We start from the raw sequence: 15,470 nt of genomic DNA on the forward strand, positions 1-15,470 counted from the left end.
CGCTCAGGGCCCCATACTCGGGGGGTGACCGCGTACGAGCCCCCCGGCGACCCAGGCGTCGGCGCCGACCCCGCGCCGGGTCCCGGACCCGGCCGCGCCGGGTACGACGCCGTCGTGCTCGCCGGCGGGGCCGCCCGGCGGCTCGGGGGCGCGGACAAGCCCGGTCTGCGGGTGGGCGGACGCGCGCTCCTCGACCGGGTGCTCGCCGCCTGCGCCGGAGCACGGACCACCGTCGTCGTCGCCGATCCCCGGCCCACCGGGCGTCCGGTGACCTGGGCGCGCGAGGACCCGCCCGGCGGTGGACCGCTCGCCGCCCTCGCCGCCGGACTGCGGCACACCACCGCGGAACACGTCGTGGTGCTCTCCGCCGACCTGCCGTTCCTCGCCGGGCCGACCGTCGGGCGGCTGCTGTCGGCCCTCGCCGCGGGCGACGCCGACGGGGCGCTGCTCACCGACGCCGACGGCCGCGACCAGCCCCTCGTCGCCGCCTACCGCGCGTCCGCGCTGCGCCGCGAACTGGCCGCGCTCGCCCGCGACCGGGAGGAACGGGCCGGTCGGCCGGACCTCACCGGGCTGCCGCTGCGCCGCCTGACCGGCGCTCTGCGCCTCACCCGCGTCCCGGACGCCGTCGCCTCCTTCGACTGCGACACCTGGGACGACATCGCCTCCGCAAGGGCACGCATCAGGGAGCATGGTCACGTGTTGGATGAATGGATTTCCGCAGCCAAGGACGAGTTGGGCATCGACCTGGACGTCGACACCGGGATCCTGCTCGATCTCGCGCGCGACGCCGCCCACGGGGTGGCCAGGCCGGCCGCCCCGCTGACCACCTTCCTCGTCGGGTACGCGGCCGGGCGGGCCGGGGGAGGACCCGAGGCCGTCGCCGAGACCGCCCGCAAGGCCGCGGCCCTCGCCGGGCGCTGGGCCGAGGAGGCCGCCGACACCGGGGCCGCGCCCGCGAAGGGCACGCCCGGCGCGGCTCCCGACGCCGCCCCCGACACCCGCCCGGACGCCTGATGACCTCCCCCGGCACGCGGGCCGACGCGGACGCCGAGGACCTCGACGTCGAGGAGGCGCTCGCCCTCGTGAAGGAGAACCCCGGCCCCGGCCCCGCCCGCTCCGGCCCCGCCCACCCCGGCCGCGGTGGACACGGCACGCCCGCCCCGCACCACCCGGCGGACTCCCCCCACCGCGCGACCCCTTGGCCCGAGGCCCGGACGGCCGCCGAGCGCGCCGCCCGCGCCGCGGCCCGTGCCGCCCGCCGCACCCCGGTCGCCGTGCCCCTCGACGCGGCCCTGGGCCTCACCCTGGCCGCCCCGCTGGCCGCCCTCACCGACCTGCCCTCCTTCGACACCTCCGCGATGGACGGCTGGGCCCTCGCCGGACCGGGCCCCTGGGCGCTGCGCGACGAGGGCCTCCTGGCCGGACACGCGGAACCCGCGCCCCTCACCGACGGCGAGGCCGTCCGCATCGCCACCGGCGCCCGGATCCCCCCGGACACCACCGCCGTCCTGCGCACCGAGCACGGCCGCACCGACGAACGCGGACGCCTGCACCCCACCCGCGAGGTCGTCCACGGCCAGGACATCCGCCCGCGCGGCCAGGAGTGCCGCAGCGGCGACCAGTTGCTGCCCGTCGGCACCCTCGTCACCCCGGCGGTCCTGGGCCTCGCGGCCGCCGCCGGATACGACACGCTCACCGCGGTCCCCCGCCCCCGCGTCGACGTCCTGGTCCTCGGCGACGAACTGCTCACCCAGGGCCTCCCGCACGACGGCCTCATCCGGGACGCGCTCGGCCCGATGCTGCCCCCCTGGCTGCGCGCACTGGGCGCCGAGGTCCGCGCCGTGCGCCGGATCGGCGACGACGCCAAGGCGCTGCACCGCGCCGTCACGTCCTCCGACGCCGACCTGATCGTCACGACCGGCGGCACCGCCGCGGGCCCCGTCGACCACGTCCACCCGACCCTGCGCCGGATCGGCGCCGAACTGCTCGTGGACGGCGTCAAGGCCCGCCCCGGCCACCCCATGCTGCTGGCCCGCCTCAAGGACGACCAGCACCTCGTCGGACTGCCCGGCAACCCCCTCGCCGCCGTCTCCGGACTGCTCACCCTCGCCGAGCCGCTGCTGCGCACCCTCGCCGCCCGCCCGGCGCCCGAGCCGTACACGCTGCCGCTGCGGGACGCGGTGCACGGGCACCCGTACGACACCCGGCTGGTGCCGGTCCTGCTGCGCGACGAGGGCGCCGTGCCGCTGCGCTACAACGGTCCGGCGATGCTGCGCGGCATCGCGGCCGCCGATGCGCTGGCCGTCGTACCGCCGGGCGGTGCACGGCGGGGGCAGGAGGCCGAGCTGCTCGATCTGCCCTGGGCGACCGGCGGGATCGGGGTGTGTTTCACGTGAAACTTCCGGGCCAGGACGCGATCGCGCGCCAGGCGGACGAGCACTTCGTGACCCACAAGGTGAAACTCCCCAGGAAGCTGGTGGAGCACCCGTTCCGTCAGGTCGCCAAACGGCTGTCCATCGCCCTGGTGGTCCTCGTGGTGACGGCCTTCATCGTGTACGCGGACCACGACGGCTACACCGACAACTCCGACGGTTCCGTCGACCTCCTCGACTCCTTCTACTACGCCACCGTCACCCTCTCCACCACCGGCTACGGTGACATCACGCCCGTCAGCGACGCCGCCCGGCTGACCAACATCTTCGTCATCACGCCCCTGCGCGTGCTCTTCCTGATCATCCTGGTCGGCACCACGCTGGAAGCCCTCACCGAGCGCACTCGGGAGGAGTGGCGCCTGAACCGCTGGAGGTCCGCCTTGCGCGATCACACCGTCGTCGTCGGCTTCGGAACCAAGGGGCGGTCGGCGATCCAGACCGTCTGCGCGACCGGGCTGCGCAAGGACCAGGTGGTCGTGGTCGACCCCAGCGGCAAGGCCATCGAGGCCGCGACGGCCCACGGCTACGCGGGCGTGGTCGGCGACGCGACCCGCAGCGATGTGCTCAACCGGGCCGAGGCGTACCGGGCCAAGCAGATCATCATCGCCACGCAGCGCGACGACACGGCCGTGCTGGTCACGCTGACGGCCCGGCAGCTCAACCGCGGCGCGAAGATCGTGGTCGCCGTCCGCGAGGAGGAGAACGCGCCGCTGCTCAAGCAGTCCGGCGCCGACGCCGTGATCACCAGCGCCAGCGCCGCGGGGCGGTTGCTCGGTCTCTCCGTGCTCAGCCCCGCCGCCGGCATGGTCATGGAGGACCTGATCAGCCAGGGCAGCGGGCTCGACCTCATCGAACGGCCCGTCATAAAGGCCGAGGCGGGCAAGAACCCGCGGGAGGTGGAGGACCTGGTGGTGAGCGTGATCCGCGGCCACCGGGTCCTGGGCTACGACGATCCGGCCGTCGGGGGGCTGGAGTTGACGGACCGCCTGATCACGATCGTGCGGGCGACGCCGGCCACCCATGTGACGCCCGACGCCCGCCCGTTCCCCCGCGACTGAGCCGCCCCTCTCTCCTGTTACTTGCGGTTGTAGAGCCGCATCGTGACCGGGCCGAAGACCAGCAGGATCAGACCCGCCCAGCCCAGCGTCCAGGCGATCTCGACGCCGGGCCAGCCGCCCGCCATCAGGCCGCGCACCGCGGACGCCAGGTGGGTGATCGGGCTGTTGTTGACGAACACCTGCAGCCAGCCCGGCATGGTCTTCGGGTCGACGAAGACGTTGGACAGGAAGGTGAGCGGGAAGATCACCATCATGCTGACGCTCATCACCGACTTCTCGGTGCGCAGCATCAGCCCGAACATCGTCCAGATCCACGAGAAGGCGAACGAGAAGAGCAGCAGCAGCGCGATCCCGGCGACCACGCCGACGAATCCGCCGTCGGGCCGGTAGCCGAGCAGCAGTCCGACGGAGAGCATGACGACGGACGCGATGGTGTAGCGCAGCGCGTCGCCGAGGAGATAGCCGACCATCGCCGAGGGCCGCCAGATCGGCAGCGAGCGGATGCGGTCGAAGACGCCCTTCTCGATGTCGATGTTCACCGAGACCCCGGTGTACATCGTGATCATCACGACCGACATCACAAGGATGCCCGGCAGCACGAACTGGATGTAGTCACTGGGCGAGCCCGCCAGCGCACCGCCGAAGAGGTACGTGAACATCAGCAGGTTCATGATCGGGAAGGCGGTGACGTCGAAGAGCTGCTCCGGCACGTGCTTGATCTTGAGGATCGCGCGCCAGCCGAAGGTCAGGGACGTGGACAGGGCGCTGGGCCGCGGGGGCCGCTCCTTGGCGACCAGCAGGGCCGCCAGCGACTCGGTGCTGACCGGGGAGAGGTCCGTGTTCTCGCTGCTCGTGGCCGTGCTCATGCCGCCACCTCGTCCTTCGGGTCGGTGCCGGAGCCGCCGTCGGTGCTCTGGCCGGTGTCGTGCCCGGTCAACGCCAGGAAGACCTCGTCGAGGCTGGGCTGTCCCAGGGAGAAGCTGTCGACGGTGATGCCGGCCCGGGCCAGCTCACCGAGTGCCTTGGCGGCCTGGTCGGCGGCGGTGTCGCTGGCCGCCGCCCCGAGGCGCGCGGTCAGTGACACCGGGTCGGGTTCCAACTGCACCTCGGCCACCAGCAGGTTCCGCAGTACGCGCTCGGCCTCGGGCCGCTCCTCCGCGTCCCGCAGCCGCAGATGGACGGAGCCGGCGCCGACGGAGGACTTCAGCTCGCCCTTGGTGCCCTCGGCGATCACCCGCCCCTTGTCGATGACGGCGATCCGGGACGCCAGCTGATCGGCCTCGTCCAGATACTGCGTGGTCAGCAGGACGGTCGTGCCCTGGGCGACGACCGCGCGCACGATGTCCCACACCTGGTTGCGGCTGCGCGGGTCGAGACCGGTGGTGGGCTCGTCCAGGAAGAGCAGGTCGGGGGTGTTGAGGATGGAGGCGGCGATGTCGATGCGCCGCCGCATGCCGCCGGAGTAGTGCTTGACCTGCTTCGTCGCGGCGTCCGTCAGGCCGAAGGCGGCCAGCAGCTGGTCGCCCCGCTCCCGCGCGGCCGTCTTGCCGTGCCCGAGGAGCCGGCCCAGCAGCACCAGGTTCTCGATGCCGGTGAGGTCCTCGTCCACGGACGCGTACTGCCCGGTGAGGCTCACCCGGCTGCGTACCTCGTCCGCCTCGCGCACCACGTCGTGGCCGAAGACGCGGGCCTGGCCGTCGTCCGGCCGCAGCAGGGTGGCGAGCATCTTCACCGTGGTGGTCTTGCCTGCGCCGTTCGGACCGAGAACGCCGTAGACCGTGCCGGCCGGCACCGCGAGGTCCACCCCGTCCACGGCCCGGGTCTCACCGAACGTCTTCACGAGTCCCGCGGTCTCGATGGCCAGACCGGACGTGTGCGTGCTCATGCTGTGGGTCCTTCCGCGTTCTTGGAGTACGCGTTCTTGGGCTACGCATGGGAAGACCTTTACCGTCCCGCAAACTCATCGCCGACGCACGGGGATTTTCCGGCGGGAAGGCGGACGGGAGGCACAGGAGTAGCGTCGGGCCCATGCATGCGATCACGATTCCCGAACCCGGAGGCCCCGAGGCGCTGGTCTGGGCCGAGGTCCCCGACCCGCGGCCCGGCGAGGGCGAGGTCCTGGTCGAGGTGGCGGCCAGCGCCGTCAACCGCGCCGACATCATGCAGCGCCAGGGCTTCTACGACCCCCCGCCCGGCTCCTCCCCCTACCCGGGCCTGGAGTGCTCCGGACGCGTGGCCGCGCTCGGCCCCGGCGTGTCCGGCTGGGCCGTCGGCGACGAGGTGTGCGCGCTGCTCGCGGGCGGCGGCTACGCCGAGAAGGTCGTCGTCCCGGCCGGACAGCTGCTGCCGGTGCCGCAGGGCGTCGACCTGAAGTCGGCGGCGGCGCTGCCCGAGGTGGTCTGCACCGTCTGGTCGAACGTCTTCATGGTCGCCCACCTGCGCCCCGGCGAGACCCTGCTCGTGCACGGCGGCTCCAGCGGTATCGGCACCATGGCGATCCAGCTCGCCAAGGCCGTCGGCGCGAAGGTCGCGGTGACGGCGGGCACCAAGGAGAAGCTGGAGCGCTGCGCCGAGCTGGGCGCGGACGTCCTGATCAACTACCGGGAGCAGGACTTCGTCGCCGAGGTGAAGGACGCCACCGGCGGCGCGGGCGCCGACGTCATCCTCGACAACATGGGCGCGAAGTACCTGGACCGCAACGTCCAGGCCCTCGCCGTGAACGGCCGGCTGGCGATCATCGGCATGCAGGGCGGCCGGAAGGGCGAGCTGGACATCGGCACGCTCCTCGCCAAGCGCGCCGCCGTCACCGCCACCTCGCTGCGGGCCCGGCCCCTGGAGGAGAAGGCGGCGATCGTGGCGGCGGTGCGGGAGCACGTCTGGCCGCTGCTCGCCGGGGGGCACATCCGCCCGGTCGTCGACCGCGAGATGCCGATGAGCGAGGCCGCCGAGGGCCACCGGGTGGTGGAGGAGAGCGGGCACATCGGCAAGGTGCTGCTGGTCGCCTCGTAGCCGACGCACGGCCGTGACGCCGCCTACGGCCGTAACGCCGCCTACGCCCGGCGCAGACGCAGCCCTGCCAGGCCGAGGGCCAGGCCGAGGCCGATGAGTACGAGGCCGCTGCCGAGGGGGAGGACGCGGAGGAGGGGTTCGGCGGCGGCCCGGGTGGGGGTGCCGGACTGCGACGGGGTCGGGGTCGAGGTGGCCGGGGGCAGCGCGGCGGGCTCGGTCGGCTGGGGCGGCGGGGCGGTGGCCGGGGCCTCGGGGACGGTCTCGTCGTCGATGTCGTCGTCCCGGTACCGACCGGCGTAGCCGTCCCTGGCGTCGTGCTCCGGCTCATGCTCCTCGGCGTGAGGCGGCCGCTGTCTTCCCTCACCCGGCAGGCTCCCGCCCCGGGAGGGTTCGGGGTCGGCCGTGGTGCCGGACGCCGACGGTGAGGGGGAGGGCGAAGCGCTGGTCGCGGGGGCGGATTCCGTGGAGGGCCCGGCGTCCGGACGGCCGTGGCCGTCGGGGTGCCGCGGGCGTTCGTGACCGCCTCGCCCGTCATGGGTGCCGGAGCCGTCCGGGACGGTGGCCGCCCCGGACGCGGAGGGCTCCGGTGACGGCGCCGCCGTGAACGGGGCCGCCGGCCACCCGGCGCCGTGGGCCGGCTCCGCCGCGTACGGCGCCGCCACCGCACCGGCCCCCAGGGCGCCCACCAGTGCCGTCGCCCGCAGGGTGCGCAGCCATGGAGTCACGTCCGTGACCCCCTCCCGGTGAGGTGCGGTGGTGGACAGCGTCGTGGAAAGCGACGGAACAAGCCTCACATCGGTCGGCGACCCCGGCATTCCGGGCGCCGCCGAACGCGTCGGGACGGTTTCCGCGGGGGCACCGCCCGAACGGGACCCACGGGTGCGAGACAATGGCGGCATGGAGATGCCGAGGAACGACAGGTCGCCGGAGAACCCCCAGATCCTGGTCGTCGGCCAGGACGGAATGGCGCTCAGCGGCGGCGGGGACGACGACTCCCGCGAGATTCCGGTGACCGAGCAGGTGGAGCAGCCCGCCAAGGTCATGCGGATCGGCAGCATGATCAAGCAGCTGCTCGAAGAGGTGCGGGTCGCGCCCCTGGACGAGGCGAGCCGGGTCCGGCTCAAGGAGATCCACGCCAGCTCGGTGAAGGAGCTGGAGGACGGTCTGGCCCCGGAGCTGGTCGAGGAGCTGGAGCGGCTCTCGCTGCCCTTCACGGACGACGGCACCCCGACCGACGCCGAACTGCGGATCGCGCAGGCACAGCTGGTCGGCTGGCTGGAGGGCCTCTTCCACGGCATCCAGACCACGCTGTTCGCCCAGCAGATGGCCGCGCGGGCCCAGCTGGAGCAGATGCGCCGCGCGCTGCCGCCGGGCACCCTCCCGGAGGGCGAGGAGCCCCCGCACCCGGGCGGCCGTTCCGGCGGCCCCTACCTGTAGGCGAGGCTCCCCGCGGGGACGGCTTCCACCGACCGACGTCGCGAAGGGCCCGGCAGCACCGCTGCCGGGCCCTTCGACGTCAGCCGCCCGTCATGCCGTCACGTGCTCATTCGGACGGCGGGTTGCCCGTCGAGACCTTGAGCTGGATCTCCGGCATGTTCTCCGGGTCGACGTCGGTGCCCGCGGTGGGGAACTGGTCGCGGATCGAGCCCTCGCCGTAGGTGTTCTCGTCGACCTCGACGACCTTCATCCGCCAGCCCGCGGCGTTGAAGCACTCCTTGACCGAGCCGATGTACTTGAACGTGAGGTCCGGCACCTTGATCTTGTCGGGGTCGTTGTACGACTCCTCCGGCTCGGTGCACTTGTCCTTCTCGATCGTCTTCGTCTTGTCCGGCCCGCGGTAGCCCGCCGCCTTCGACGGCGACGCGGACACGCTCGCGGAGCCGCCCCCGCCGGCCTCCGGGTCCTCGTCCCCGCCGCCGTTCATCAGCAGCGCGCCGACCAGAGCGCCGACGGCCACGACGGCGACCACGATCGAGCCGATGATCACCGGCTTGTTGTTCCTGCCGCCGCCCGAGGTGCCGGAGCCCTGGGCCTGCGGCGTCAGGTTGTAGGGCGGCGGCGTGGACGCGCCCTGCTGCTGCGCGTACGGCGACGGGGCCGGCGTCTGGTAGCCGGCCTGCTGCGGATAGCCGTACGCCGGCGAGTGCGCCGGGGCCGGGGTGCCGTACGGGTTCGGGCCGGGGGCCGGCGTCGGCTGGTACGGCGTCTGGACGGGACCCGTGGGCGCCGGGGTGCCCTGGTCGACCGGCGGGAACACCGCGGAGCCGACGCCCGCGCCGCTCGACGTCTGGGCGCCGGGCACGATGCTCGGCGGGGCCGCCTGGAAGGAGGCCGCCACCCGCAGGCACTCGTCGCGCATGGCCTCGGCGCTGGGGAAGCGTTCGTTGGGGTTCTTCTTCAGCGCGCGGGCCACCAGCGCGTCCACCGCCGGGGGCAGCGCGCGGTTCACGGCGGACGGGGCGACCGGCTCCTCCTGCACGTGCGCGTACGCGATCGCGAGCGGCGAGTCGGCGTCGAACGGCAGCCGTCCGGTGACCAGCTGGAACAGCATGATGCCGACCGAGTACAGGTCGGAGCGGGCGTCGACACCGCGGCCGAGGGCCTGCTCCGGCGAGAGGTACTGCGGGGTGCCGACGACCATGCCGGTCTGCGTCATCGAGGTCACGCCGGACTGCATGGCGCGGGCGATGCCGAAGTCCATGACCTTGACCACGCCGCGCTTGGTCATCATCACGTTGCCTGGCTTGATGTCGCGGTGGACCAGGCCCATCTCGTGGCTGATCTCCAGCGCGGCCAGCACGTCCGCGGTGATCTTCAGCGCCTTGTCGGCGGGCATCGCGCCCTGCTGCCGCACGTCCTCGTCGAGCACGGAACCCAGCGGCCGGCCCTCGACGTACTCCATGACGATGTACGGCGTCGTCAGTCCGTCCAGGTCGTCCTCGCCGGTGTCGAAGACCGAGACGATGTTGGTGTGCGTGAGCTTGGCCACGGCCTGGGCCTCGCGGCGGAAGCGCTCGCGGAAGGCCTGTTCGCGACCCAGCTCGGTGTGCAGCGTCTTGATCGCGACCTGGCGGTCGAGGACCGAGTCGTACGCCAGGTGCACCGAGGCCATGCCGCCCTCGCCGAGCAAGTCGCGCAGCTGGTAACGGCCGCCGGCGAGCGCCCGCCCCGCGTACCGTCCCTGTCCGGCGGCGTCCTGGCTCATGTCTCTGCGTCCCCCATAGACGGCGGGCGCCGGTGGCAGCGGCACGCGCGCTTGTGATCGAAAGTGCTATTCCCGGCCAAGTCTGCCCCAGGGCACCGACACGTCAAGCGCGGTGCCCGTTCCGTGACCGTACGCGAAAGAAGCGTCGCGGAAGCGTTACAGCCGGCGTACCGCCGGTACACGGAATTTGCACGAGAGTACGGAACCAGGGTTTCATGACCGGTCCGTCTCATGTCCGGTCCCGGCGCCCATCTCGGACCGGAGGCCCCCGCGAAGGCTGTAGCGTGGCCGACGGAGACCGTAACAACACCGCGCGTACCGCGGGCAGAAACGACGGCGAGGACTGATGGCACAGCAGCAGCGCGCCCAGGGCCCGTCCGAACCCGAGGCATCTGGCGGCGGTATGGCTGACGCGCCGGAGAACTGGGGCAACGGCGGCCTGGTCGGCGACGGCCGGTACCGGCTGACCCGCAGGCTCGGGCGGGGCGGCATGGCCGAGGTGTTCGCCGCGGAGGACGTCCGCCTGGGACGCACCGTGGCGGTCAAGCTGCTGCGCGCGGACCTCGCCGAGGACCCGGTCTCCAAGGCGCGGTTCACCCGCGAGGCACAGTCGGTGGCCGGGCTCAACCACCACGCCATCGTGGCCGTGTACGACTCGGGCGAGGACGTCGTCGGCGGCCAGTCCGTGCCGTACATCGTGATGGAGATCGTCGAGGGGCGCACCATCCGCGACCTCCTCCTCAACGCCGAGGCGCCCGGCCCCGAGCAGGCGCTGATCATCGTCTCCGGCGTCCTGGAGGCGCTGGCCTACTCGCATCAGCACGGCATCGTGCACCGCGACATCAAGCCGGCCAACGTCATCATCACCAACACCGGCGCGGTGAAGGTGATGGACTTCGGCATCGCCCGTGCCCTGCACGGCGCCCAGTCGACGATGACGCAGACCGGCATGGTCATGGGCACCCCGCAGTACCTCTCCCCCGAGCAGGCCCTCGGCAAGGCCGTCGACCACCGCTCCGACCTGTACGCGACGGGCTGCCTGCTCTACGAACTCCTCGCACTGCGCCCGCCGTTCACCGGCGAGACCCCGCTGTCGGTGGTCTACCAGCACGTGCAGGACATTCCGACGCCCCCGTCCGAGGTCTCCGACGCCACTCCGCCGGAGCTGGACGGCCTGGTGATGCGCTCGCTGGCCAAGGAGCCCGACGACCGTTTCCAGACCGCCGAGGAGATGCGCGGCCTGGTCCAGTACGGGCTGCAGATGCTGTACGAGCAGGGCGGCCACACCGGCACCTGGAACACCGGCCCGGTCGCCGCGCACGACGGCCGGCACACCCCCTCGGCCGGTCTGGCGGGCACGACGGTGCTGCCGCACTCCGACCACCACGGGGCGTCCGGCACCCAGCAGATCCCCCAGCCGATCCTGCCGAACGGCTACGGCGGGGGCGACGACGGCGGCTTCGAGGGCCACGGCAACAAGGGCAGCGGCCGCGGCAAGCTGTGGATACTGGCCGTCTTCGCGGTGATCGCCATCGCGGCCGGTGTCGCGCTGGCCCTGAACAACGGCGACGACGGCAAGGGCGGCACCGAGACGGACAAGAGCCCGTCGGCGACCACCTCCCAGAGCACCGGCGAGGAGTCGCCGAGTTCCTCGCCCAGCGACGAGGCGACGCAGGAGACCACCGACCCGGGCACGGAGCAGGGTTCGGGCGGGGACGGCAGCGGCGGTGGGGGCTGGCAGCAGCCGGACACGCCGACGTGGACGCCGTCGCACACCGAGACGAACGATCCGACCGGCGACCCGACCGGCGATCCGACGGGTGACCCGACCGGTGACCCGACGGGCGACCCGACCGGCGGCGGCGAGCCGACCGGCGGTGGCGAGCCGACCGGTGGCGGCGAACCCACGGGCGGTGGCGAGCCGACGGGCGGCGCGACCGGCGCCCCGGGCGGTTCCGAGGGCGGCGAGGGCTGACACCCCTACCGTCCCCACGCCTTACGCGCGCGTGCGGCCCGGGAAGTCAGAGCGGCCCGGCCGACCCGTCCGTGAAGTGCACCGTGCCGAACTGCGGCTCGACGCGCAGATAGGCGGGCTGGAACGGCTCGCCGTCCACCCGGTCCGGCGCCGGACCGAACCGCTCCAGCTCGGCCGTGCTCGGCTCGTGGTCCTCGCACCGGCCCACGACCTGCACGGTCCATAGGCTCTCGCCGGGCCGCGCGGAGGTCAGGTTGTCCGCCCCGTACGCGACGACGCTCCCGGCGCACATCCGGTGGTACCCCCAGCTCCTGGGCATGCGCAGCAGGACCCGGCCGTCGGCCACGATGTGCCGCGCGTGCGCGAGGAAGGGCAGGGCGCGCAGGGTGGTGGCCGCCCGGCCGTAGGCGGTGCGGCCGAGCAGGCCGACGGCGAGCTGTTCGTCGGAGGGCATGGACTCACTGTGCGCGAGCACGGGCCGGGGGAACAGAGTCGCCCGCCCCGGCAGGAGGGGACGTAAGTCCCGAGTAAGAGCGCGGCCGGTCTCCCGGGGGCCGTCAGCGGTTCTCGGCCTCCAGCCGGGCGACGAAGGCCGCCGCCTGGGAACGCCGCTGCATACCGAGCTTGCCCAGCAGACTCGACACGTAGTTCTTGATCGTCTTCTCCGCCAGGTGGAGCCGTTCGCCGATCGCGCGGTTGGTCAGCCCCTCGCCGATCAGCTCCAGGATGCGGCGCTCCTGCTCGGTGAGCCGGGCCAGCCGGTCGTCCGGCTTCACCCCGCCGTCGCGCAGCCGCTCCAGCACCCGCGCGGTGGCCGCCGGGTCGAGCAGCGACTTCCCGGCTGCCACCTCCCGTACGGCACCGAGCAGCTCGGCGCCGCGGATGTCCTTGAGGACGTAGCCGGAGGCGCCCGCCATGATCGCGTCGAAGAGGGCCTCGTCGTCGGCGAAGGAGGTCAGCATCAGGCAGCGGACGGACTCGTCCCGGGAGCGGATGTCGCGGCAGACCTCCACGCCGCTGCCGTCCGGCAGCCGCACGTCCAGCACCGCTACGTCCGGACGGGTGGCCGTGACCCGGGCCTGTGCCTCGGCGGCCGTGCCGGCCTCGCCCACCACCTCGATGTCGGCCTCGCCGGCGAGCAGATCGTGCACCCCCCGCCGGACCACCTCGTGGTCGTCGAGGAGGAATACCCGGATTTTTCCGTCTTCGCGCACGCGCTCAGTGTCACACACCGACTCTTCCCGTGCCCGGGGTGGCCGGGATAACGTGCCGTTGTTCCGGCCCCCTGCAAGGCTGTGACCAGTAAAACTTCCGCCCTACGCCGATTTACTTGGAAATCCGAGTAAAAACGCAGGTCAGGAGGGGTTTCACAGAAATGTGGAGCACTGGGTAACGTGCTGTTCGCAGGGCGCTCGCCGGGGCACCTGTCACGCCTGTTCCCGATCGGGCCGCACCCACCCTTGTGCGTCCGCCGGGCCGCAGGTGAGCCGCACTGGCTTCCGGCGAACCCGGGGGCCGGACCGACGGAGGAGCACACGTGACCGAGAGCACTGCCGCGCGCAAGCCGCGACGCAGCGCCGGAAGCAAGGCGGCCGGCACCACCGGCGCCAAGGCGGCCGGTACCACCGGCAGCAAGGCCGGCACCGGCGCAAAGCGCACCACTCGCACCACCAGCACCACCCGTAACGCTGCTCAGGGCTCCGAGACGGAGCTGGTGCAGCTGCTGACGCCCGAGGGCGAGCGCGTCGAGACCGCCGAGAACTCGCCCTACGCCGAGTACGCCGCGTACGTCGCCGACATCACCCCCGACGAGCTGCGCGGCCTGTACCGCGACATGGTGCTCACCCGGCGCTTCGACGCCGAGGCCACCGCCCTGCAGCGCCAGGGCGAGCTGGGCCTGTGGGCCTCCCTGCTGGGCCAGGAGGCCGCCCAGATCGGCTCCGGCCGGGCCACCCGCGAGGACGACTACGTCTTCCCGACCTACCGCGAGCACGGCGTCGCCTGGTGCCGCGGGGTGGACCCGACCAACCTGCTCGGCATGTTCCGCGGCGTGAACAACGGCGGCTGGGACCCCAACAGCAACAACTTCCACCTGTACACGATCGTCATCGGCTCGCAGGCGCTGCACGCCACGGGCTACGCGATGGGCATCACCAAGGACGGCGCCGACTCCGGCGTGATCGCGTACTTCGGCGACGGCGCCTCCAGCCAGGGCGATGTGAGCGAGGCGTTCAACTTCGCGGCGGTCTACAACGCGCCGGTGGTGTTCTTCTGCCAGAACAACCAGTGGGCGATCTCCGAGTCCAACGAGAAGCAGACCCGGGTGCCGCTCTACCAGCGCGCCCAGGGCTTCGGCTTCCCGGGCGTCCGGGTCGACGGCAACGACGTGCTGGCCTCGCTCGCGGTCACCCGCTGGGCCCTGGACCGTGCTCGGCGCGGTGAGGGACCTGCGCTGATCGAGGCGTACACGTACCGGATGGGCGCCCACACCACCTCGGACGACCCCTCCCGCTACCGCCACGACGACGAGCGCGCCGCCTGGGAGGCCAAGGACCCGATCCTGCGCCTTCGCCGCTTCCTGGAGTCCGCAAACCACGCGGACGAGGGATTCTTCGCGGAACTGGAGGCGGAGAGCGAAGCGTTGGGCAAACGAGTGCGCGAAGTGGTCCGTGCCATGCCGGACCCGGACCGGTTCGCCATCTTCGAGAACGTGTACGCGGACGGGCACGCGCTCGTGGACGAGGAGCGGGCGCAGTTCGCCGCGTATCAGGCGTCGTTCGCGGATGCAGAGGGGGTCTGAGATGGCAGCGGAAAAGATGGCGCTGGCGAAGGCGATCAACGAGTCGCTGCGCCGGGCGCTGGATGCGGACCCCAAGGTCCTGATCATGGGTGAGGACGTCGGCAAGCTCGGTGGTGTCTTCCGGGTGACCGACGGTCTGCAGAAGGACTTCGGTGAGGACCGGGTGATCGACACGCCGCTGGCGGAGTCGGGCATCGTGGGTACCGCGATCGGTCTGGCACTGCGCGGTTACCGGCCGGTGGTGGAGATCCAGTTCGACGGTTTCGTCTTCCCGGCCTACGACCAGATCGTCACGCAGCTGGCGAAGATGCACGCCCGGTCGCTGGGCAAGGTGAAGATGCCGGTCGTCATCCGTATCCCCTACGGCGGCGGCATCGGTGCGGTCGAGCACCACTCGGAGTCTCCCGAGGCGCTGTTCGCGCATGTGGCGGGCCTGAAGGTGGTCTCGCCGTCGAACGCGGCGGACGCGTACTGGATGATGCAGCAGGCGATCCAGAGCGACGACCCGGTGATCTACTTCGAGCCCAAGCGGCGGTACTGGGACAAGGCCGAGGTCGACACCGAGGCGATCCCGGGTCCGCTGCACGCGGCGCGGGTGGTCCGTGAGGGCACGGATCTGACGCTGGTGGCGTACGGGCCGATGGTGAAGCTGTGCCAGGAGGTCGCCGACGCGGCGGCCGAGGAGGGGCGCTCGCTGGAGGTGGTGGACCTGCGGTCGATCTCGCCGGTCGACTTCGACACGGTGCAGGCGTCGGTGGAGAAGACGCGGCGTCTGGTCGTGGTGCACGAGGCGCCGGTGTTTTTGGGGTCGGGTGCGGAGATCGCGGCCCGGATCACGGAGCGCTGCTTCTACCACCTGGAGGCCCCGGTGCTGCGGGTGGGCGGGTATCACGCGCCGTATCCGCCGGCGCGTCTGGAGGAGGAGTACCTGCCCGATCTGGACCGGGTGCTGGATGCCGTCGACCGCTCGCTGGCGTACTGAGGAGGG

At 72.5% G+C, this 15,470-nt stretch carries 14 protein-coding genes; 8 read left to right on the forward strand and 6 right to left on the reverse strand.

The window, feature by feature from the left end; translation table 11 throughout:
• Nucleotides 1-24 precede the first annotated feature (24 nt).
• From ACGH52_RS19730 to ACGH52_RS19740, 3 genes are read left to right on the forward strand one after another with little or no spacing between them, the layout of a single operon-like run.
• On the forward strand, nt 25-1,017 hold the full coding sequence (locus tag ACGH52_RS19730; RefSeq protein WP_399941081.1) for an NTP transferase domain-containing protein: 993 nt from the start codon (nt 25-27) through the stop codon (nt 1,015-1,017).
• Nucleotides 1,017-2,399 carry a molybdopterin molybdotransferase MoeA gene (locus ACGH52_RS19735; protein WP_399941084.1) on the forward strand — a complete coding sequence of 461 codons (1,383 nt, stop codon included), beginning with the start codon at nt 1,017-1,019 and terminating at the stop codon, nt 2,397-2,399. Before ACGH52_RS19730 ends, ACGH52_RS19735 begins: the two co-directional genes overlap by 1 nt.
• Complete coding sequence (locus ACGH52_RS19740) at nt 2,396-3,493, forward strand: TrkA family potassium uptake protein (RefSeq protein WP_076975158.1); 1,098 nt, start codon at nt 2,396-2,398, stop codon at nt 3,491-3,493. Before ACGH52_RS19735 ends, ACGH52_RS19740 begins: the two co-directional genes overlap by 4 nt.
• A 17-nt stretch (nt 3,494-3,510) precedes the next feature.
• On the opposite strand, the gene ACGH52_RS19745 is transcribed toward ACGH52_RS19740, so the two are convergent.
• Entirely contained in the window at nt 3,511-4,359 is an 849-nt protein-coding gene (locus tag ACGH52_RS19745; protein WP_076975157.1) for an ABC transporter permease, read from the reverse strand.
• A complete protein-coding gene (locus tag ACGH52_RS19750; protein WP_076975156.1) occupies nt 4,356-5,378 on the reverse strand; it encodes an ATP-binding cassette domain-containing protein in 1,023 nt (340 codons plus the stop codon). The genes ACGH52_RS19745 and ACGH52_RS19750 overlap by 4 nt, the downstream gene beginning before the upstream one ends.
• A 143-nt stretch (nt 5,379-5,521) precedes the next feature.
• Between ACGH52_RS19750 and ACGH52_RS19755 the strand changes: the two genes are divergently transcribed.
• The gene (locus ACGH52_RS19755) at nt 5,522-6,502 is read left to right on the forward strand and encodes an NAD(P)H-quinone oxidoreductase (RefSeq protein WP_399941089.1); all 981 of its coding nucleotides are present in this window, start codon (nt 5,522-5,524) and stop codon (nt 6,500-6,502) included.
• Nucleotides 6,503-6,543: 41 nt separating this feature from the next.
• On the opposite strand, the gene ACGH52_RS19760 is transcribed toward ACGH52_RS19755, so the two are convergent.
• The gene (locus ACGH52_RS19760; RefSeq protein WP_399941092.1) at nt 6,544-7,227 is read right to left on the reverse strand and encodes a hypothetical protein; all 684 of its coding nucleotides are present in this window, start codon (nt 7,225-7,227) and stop codon (nt 6,544-6,546) included.
• A gap of 172 nt (nt 7,228-7,399) precedes the next feature.
• Between ACGH52_RS19760 and ACGH52_RS19765 the strand changes: the two genes are divergently transcribed.
• A complete protein-coding gene (locus ACGH52_RS19765) occupies nt 7,400-7,939 on the forward strand; it encodes a bacterial proteasome activator family protein (protein WP_059303154.1) in 540 nt (179 codons plus the stop codon).
• A 106-nt stretch (nt 7,940-8,045) separates the two neighbouring features.
• Here the strand turns inward: ACGH52_RS19765 and ACGH52_RS19770 are convergent, their stop codons facing one another.
• On the reverse strand, nt 8,046-9,707 hold the full coding sequence (locus tag ACGH52_RS19770; protein WP_399941095.1) for a protein kinase: 1,662 nt from the start codon (nt 9,705-9,707) through the stop codon (nt 8,046-8,048).
• Nucleotides 9,708-10,053: 346 nt separating this feature from the next.
• On the opposite strand from ACGH52_RS19770, the gene ACGH52_RS19775 reads away from it, so the two are divergent.
• Entirely contained in the window at nt 10,054-11,682 is a 1,629-nt protein-coding gene (locus ACGH52_RS19775) for a protein kinase (RefSeq protein WP_063124460.1), read from the forward strand.
• A 46-nt stretch (nt 11,683-11,728) separates the two neighbouring features.
• On the opposite strand, the gene ACGH52_RS19780 is transcribed toward ACGH52_RS19775, so the two are convergent.
• Both ACGH52_RS19780 and ACGH52_RS19785 read right to left on the reverse strand, forming a co-directional pair.
• Nucleotides 11,729-12,136 (reverse strand): hypothetical protein, encoded by a 408-nt coding sequence (locus ACGH52_RS19780; RefSeq protein ID WP_059303157.1) that lies wholly within the window; start codon nt 12,134-12,136, stop codon nt 11,729-11,731.
• Between the two features lie 103 nt (nt 12,137-12,239).
• The gene (locus tag ACGH52_RS19785; protein WP_059303158.1) at nt 12,240-12,896 is read right to left on the reverse strand and encodes a response regulator transcription factor; all 657 of its coding nucleotides are present in this window, start codon (nt 12,894-12,896) and stop codon (nt 12,240-12,242) included.
• 323 nt (nt 12,897-13,219) lie between these two features.
• Between ACGH52_RS19785 and pdhA the strand changes: the two genes are divergently transcribed.
• Nucleotides 13,220-14,482 (forward strand): pyruvate dehydrogenase (acetyl-transferring) E1 component subunit alpha, encoded by a 1,263-nt coding sequence (pdhA, locus tag ACGH52_RS19790; RefSeq protein WP_059303159.1) that lies wholly within the window; start codon nt 13,220-13,222, stop codon nt 14,480-14,482.
• Nucleotide 14,483: 1 nt separating this feature from the next.
• Nucleotides 14,484-15,464 (forward strand): alpha-ketoacid dehydrogenase subunit beta, encoded by a 981-nt coding sequence (locus ACGH52_RS19795; protein WP_399941100.1) that lies wholly within the window; start codon nt 14,484-14,486, stop codon nt 15,462-15,464.
• Nucleotides 15,465-15,470: the final 6 nt, after the last annotated feature.

The organism is Streptomyces sp. BBFR25, from assembly GCF_044590125.1.
In the GTDB taxonomy this organism is placed as follows: Bacteria; Actinomycetota; Actinomycetes; order Streptomycetales; family Streptomycetaceae; genus Streptomyces; species Streptomyces canus_D.

Coding starts and splice junctions, on each gene's coding strand:
- ACGH52_RS19775 (WP_063124460.1), top strand. CDS start 10,054: ATGGCACAGCAGCAGCGCGCCCAGGGCCCGTCCGAACCCGAGGCATCT.
- ACGH52_RS19745 (WP_076975157.1), bottom strand. CDS start 4,359: ATGAGCACGGCCACGAGCAGCGAGAACACGGACCTCTCCCCGGTCAGC.
- ACGH52_RS19795 (WP_399941100.1), top strand. CDS start 14,484: ATGGCAGCGGAAAAGATGGCGCTGGCGAAGGCGATCAACGAGTCGCTG.
- ACGH52_RS19765 (WP_059303154.1), top strand. CDS start 7,400: ATGGAGATGCCGAGGAACGACAGGTCGCCGGAGAACCCCCAGATCCTG.
- ACGH52_RS19770 (WP_399941095.1), bottom strand. CDS start 9,707: ATGAGCCAGGACGCCGCCGGACAGGGACGGTACGCGGGGCGGGCGCTC.
- ACGH52_RS19780 (WP_059303157.1), bottom strand. CDS start 12,136: ATGCCCTCCGACGAACAGCTCGCCGTCGGCCTGCTCGGCCGCACCGCC.
- ACGH52_RS19750 (WP_076975156.1), bottom strand. CDS start 5,378: ATGAGCACGCACACGTCCGGTCTGGCCATCGAGACCGCGGGACTCGTG.
- ACGH52_RS19755 (WP_399941089.1), top strand. CDS start 5,522: ATGCATGCGATCACGATTCCCGAACCCGGAGGCCCCGAGGCGCTGGTC.
- ACGH52_RS19735 (WP_399941084.1), top strand. CDS start 1,017: ATGACCTCCCCCGGCACGCGGGCCGACGCGGACGCCGAGGACCTCGAC.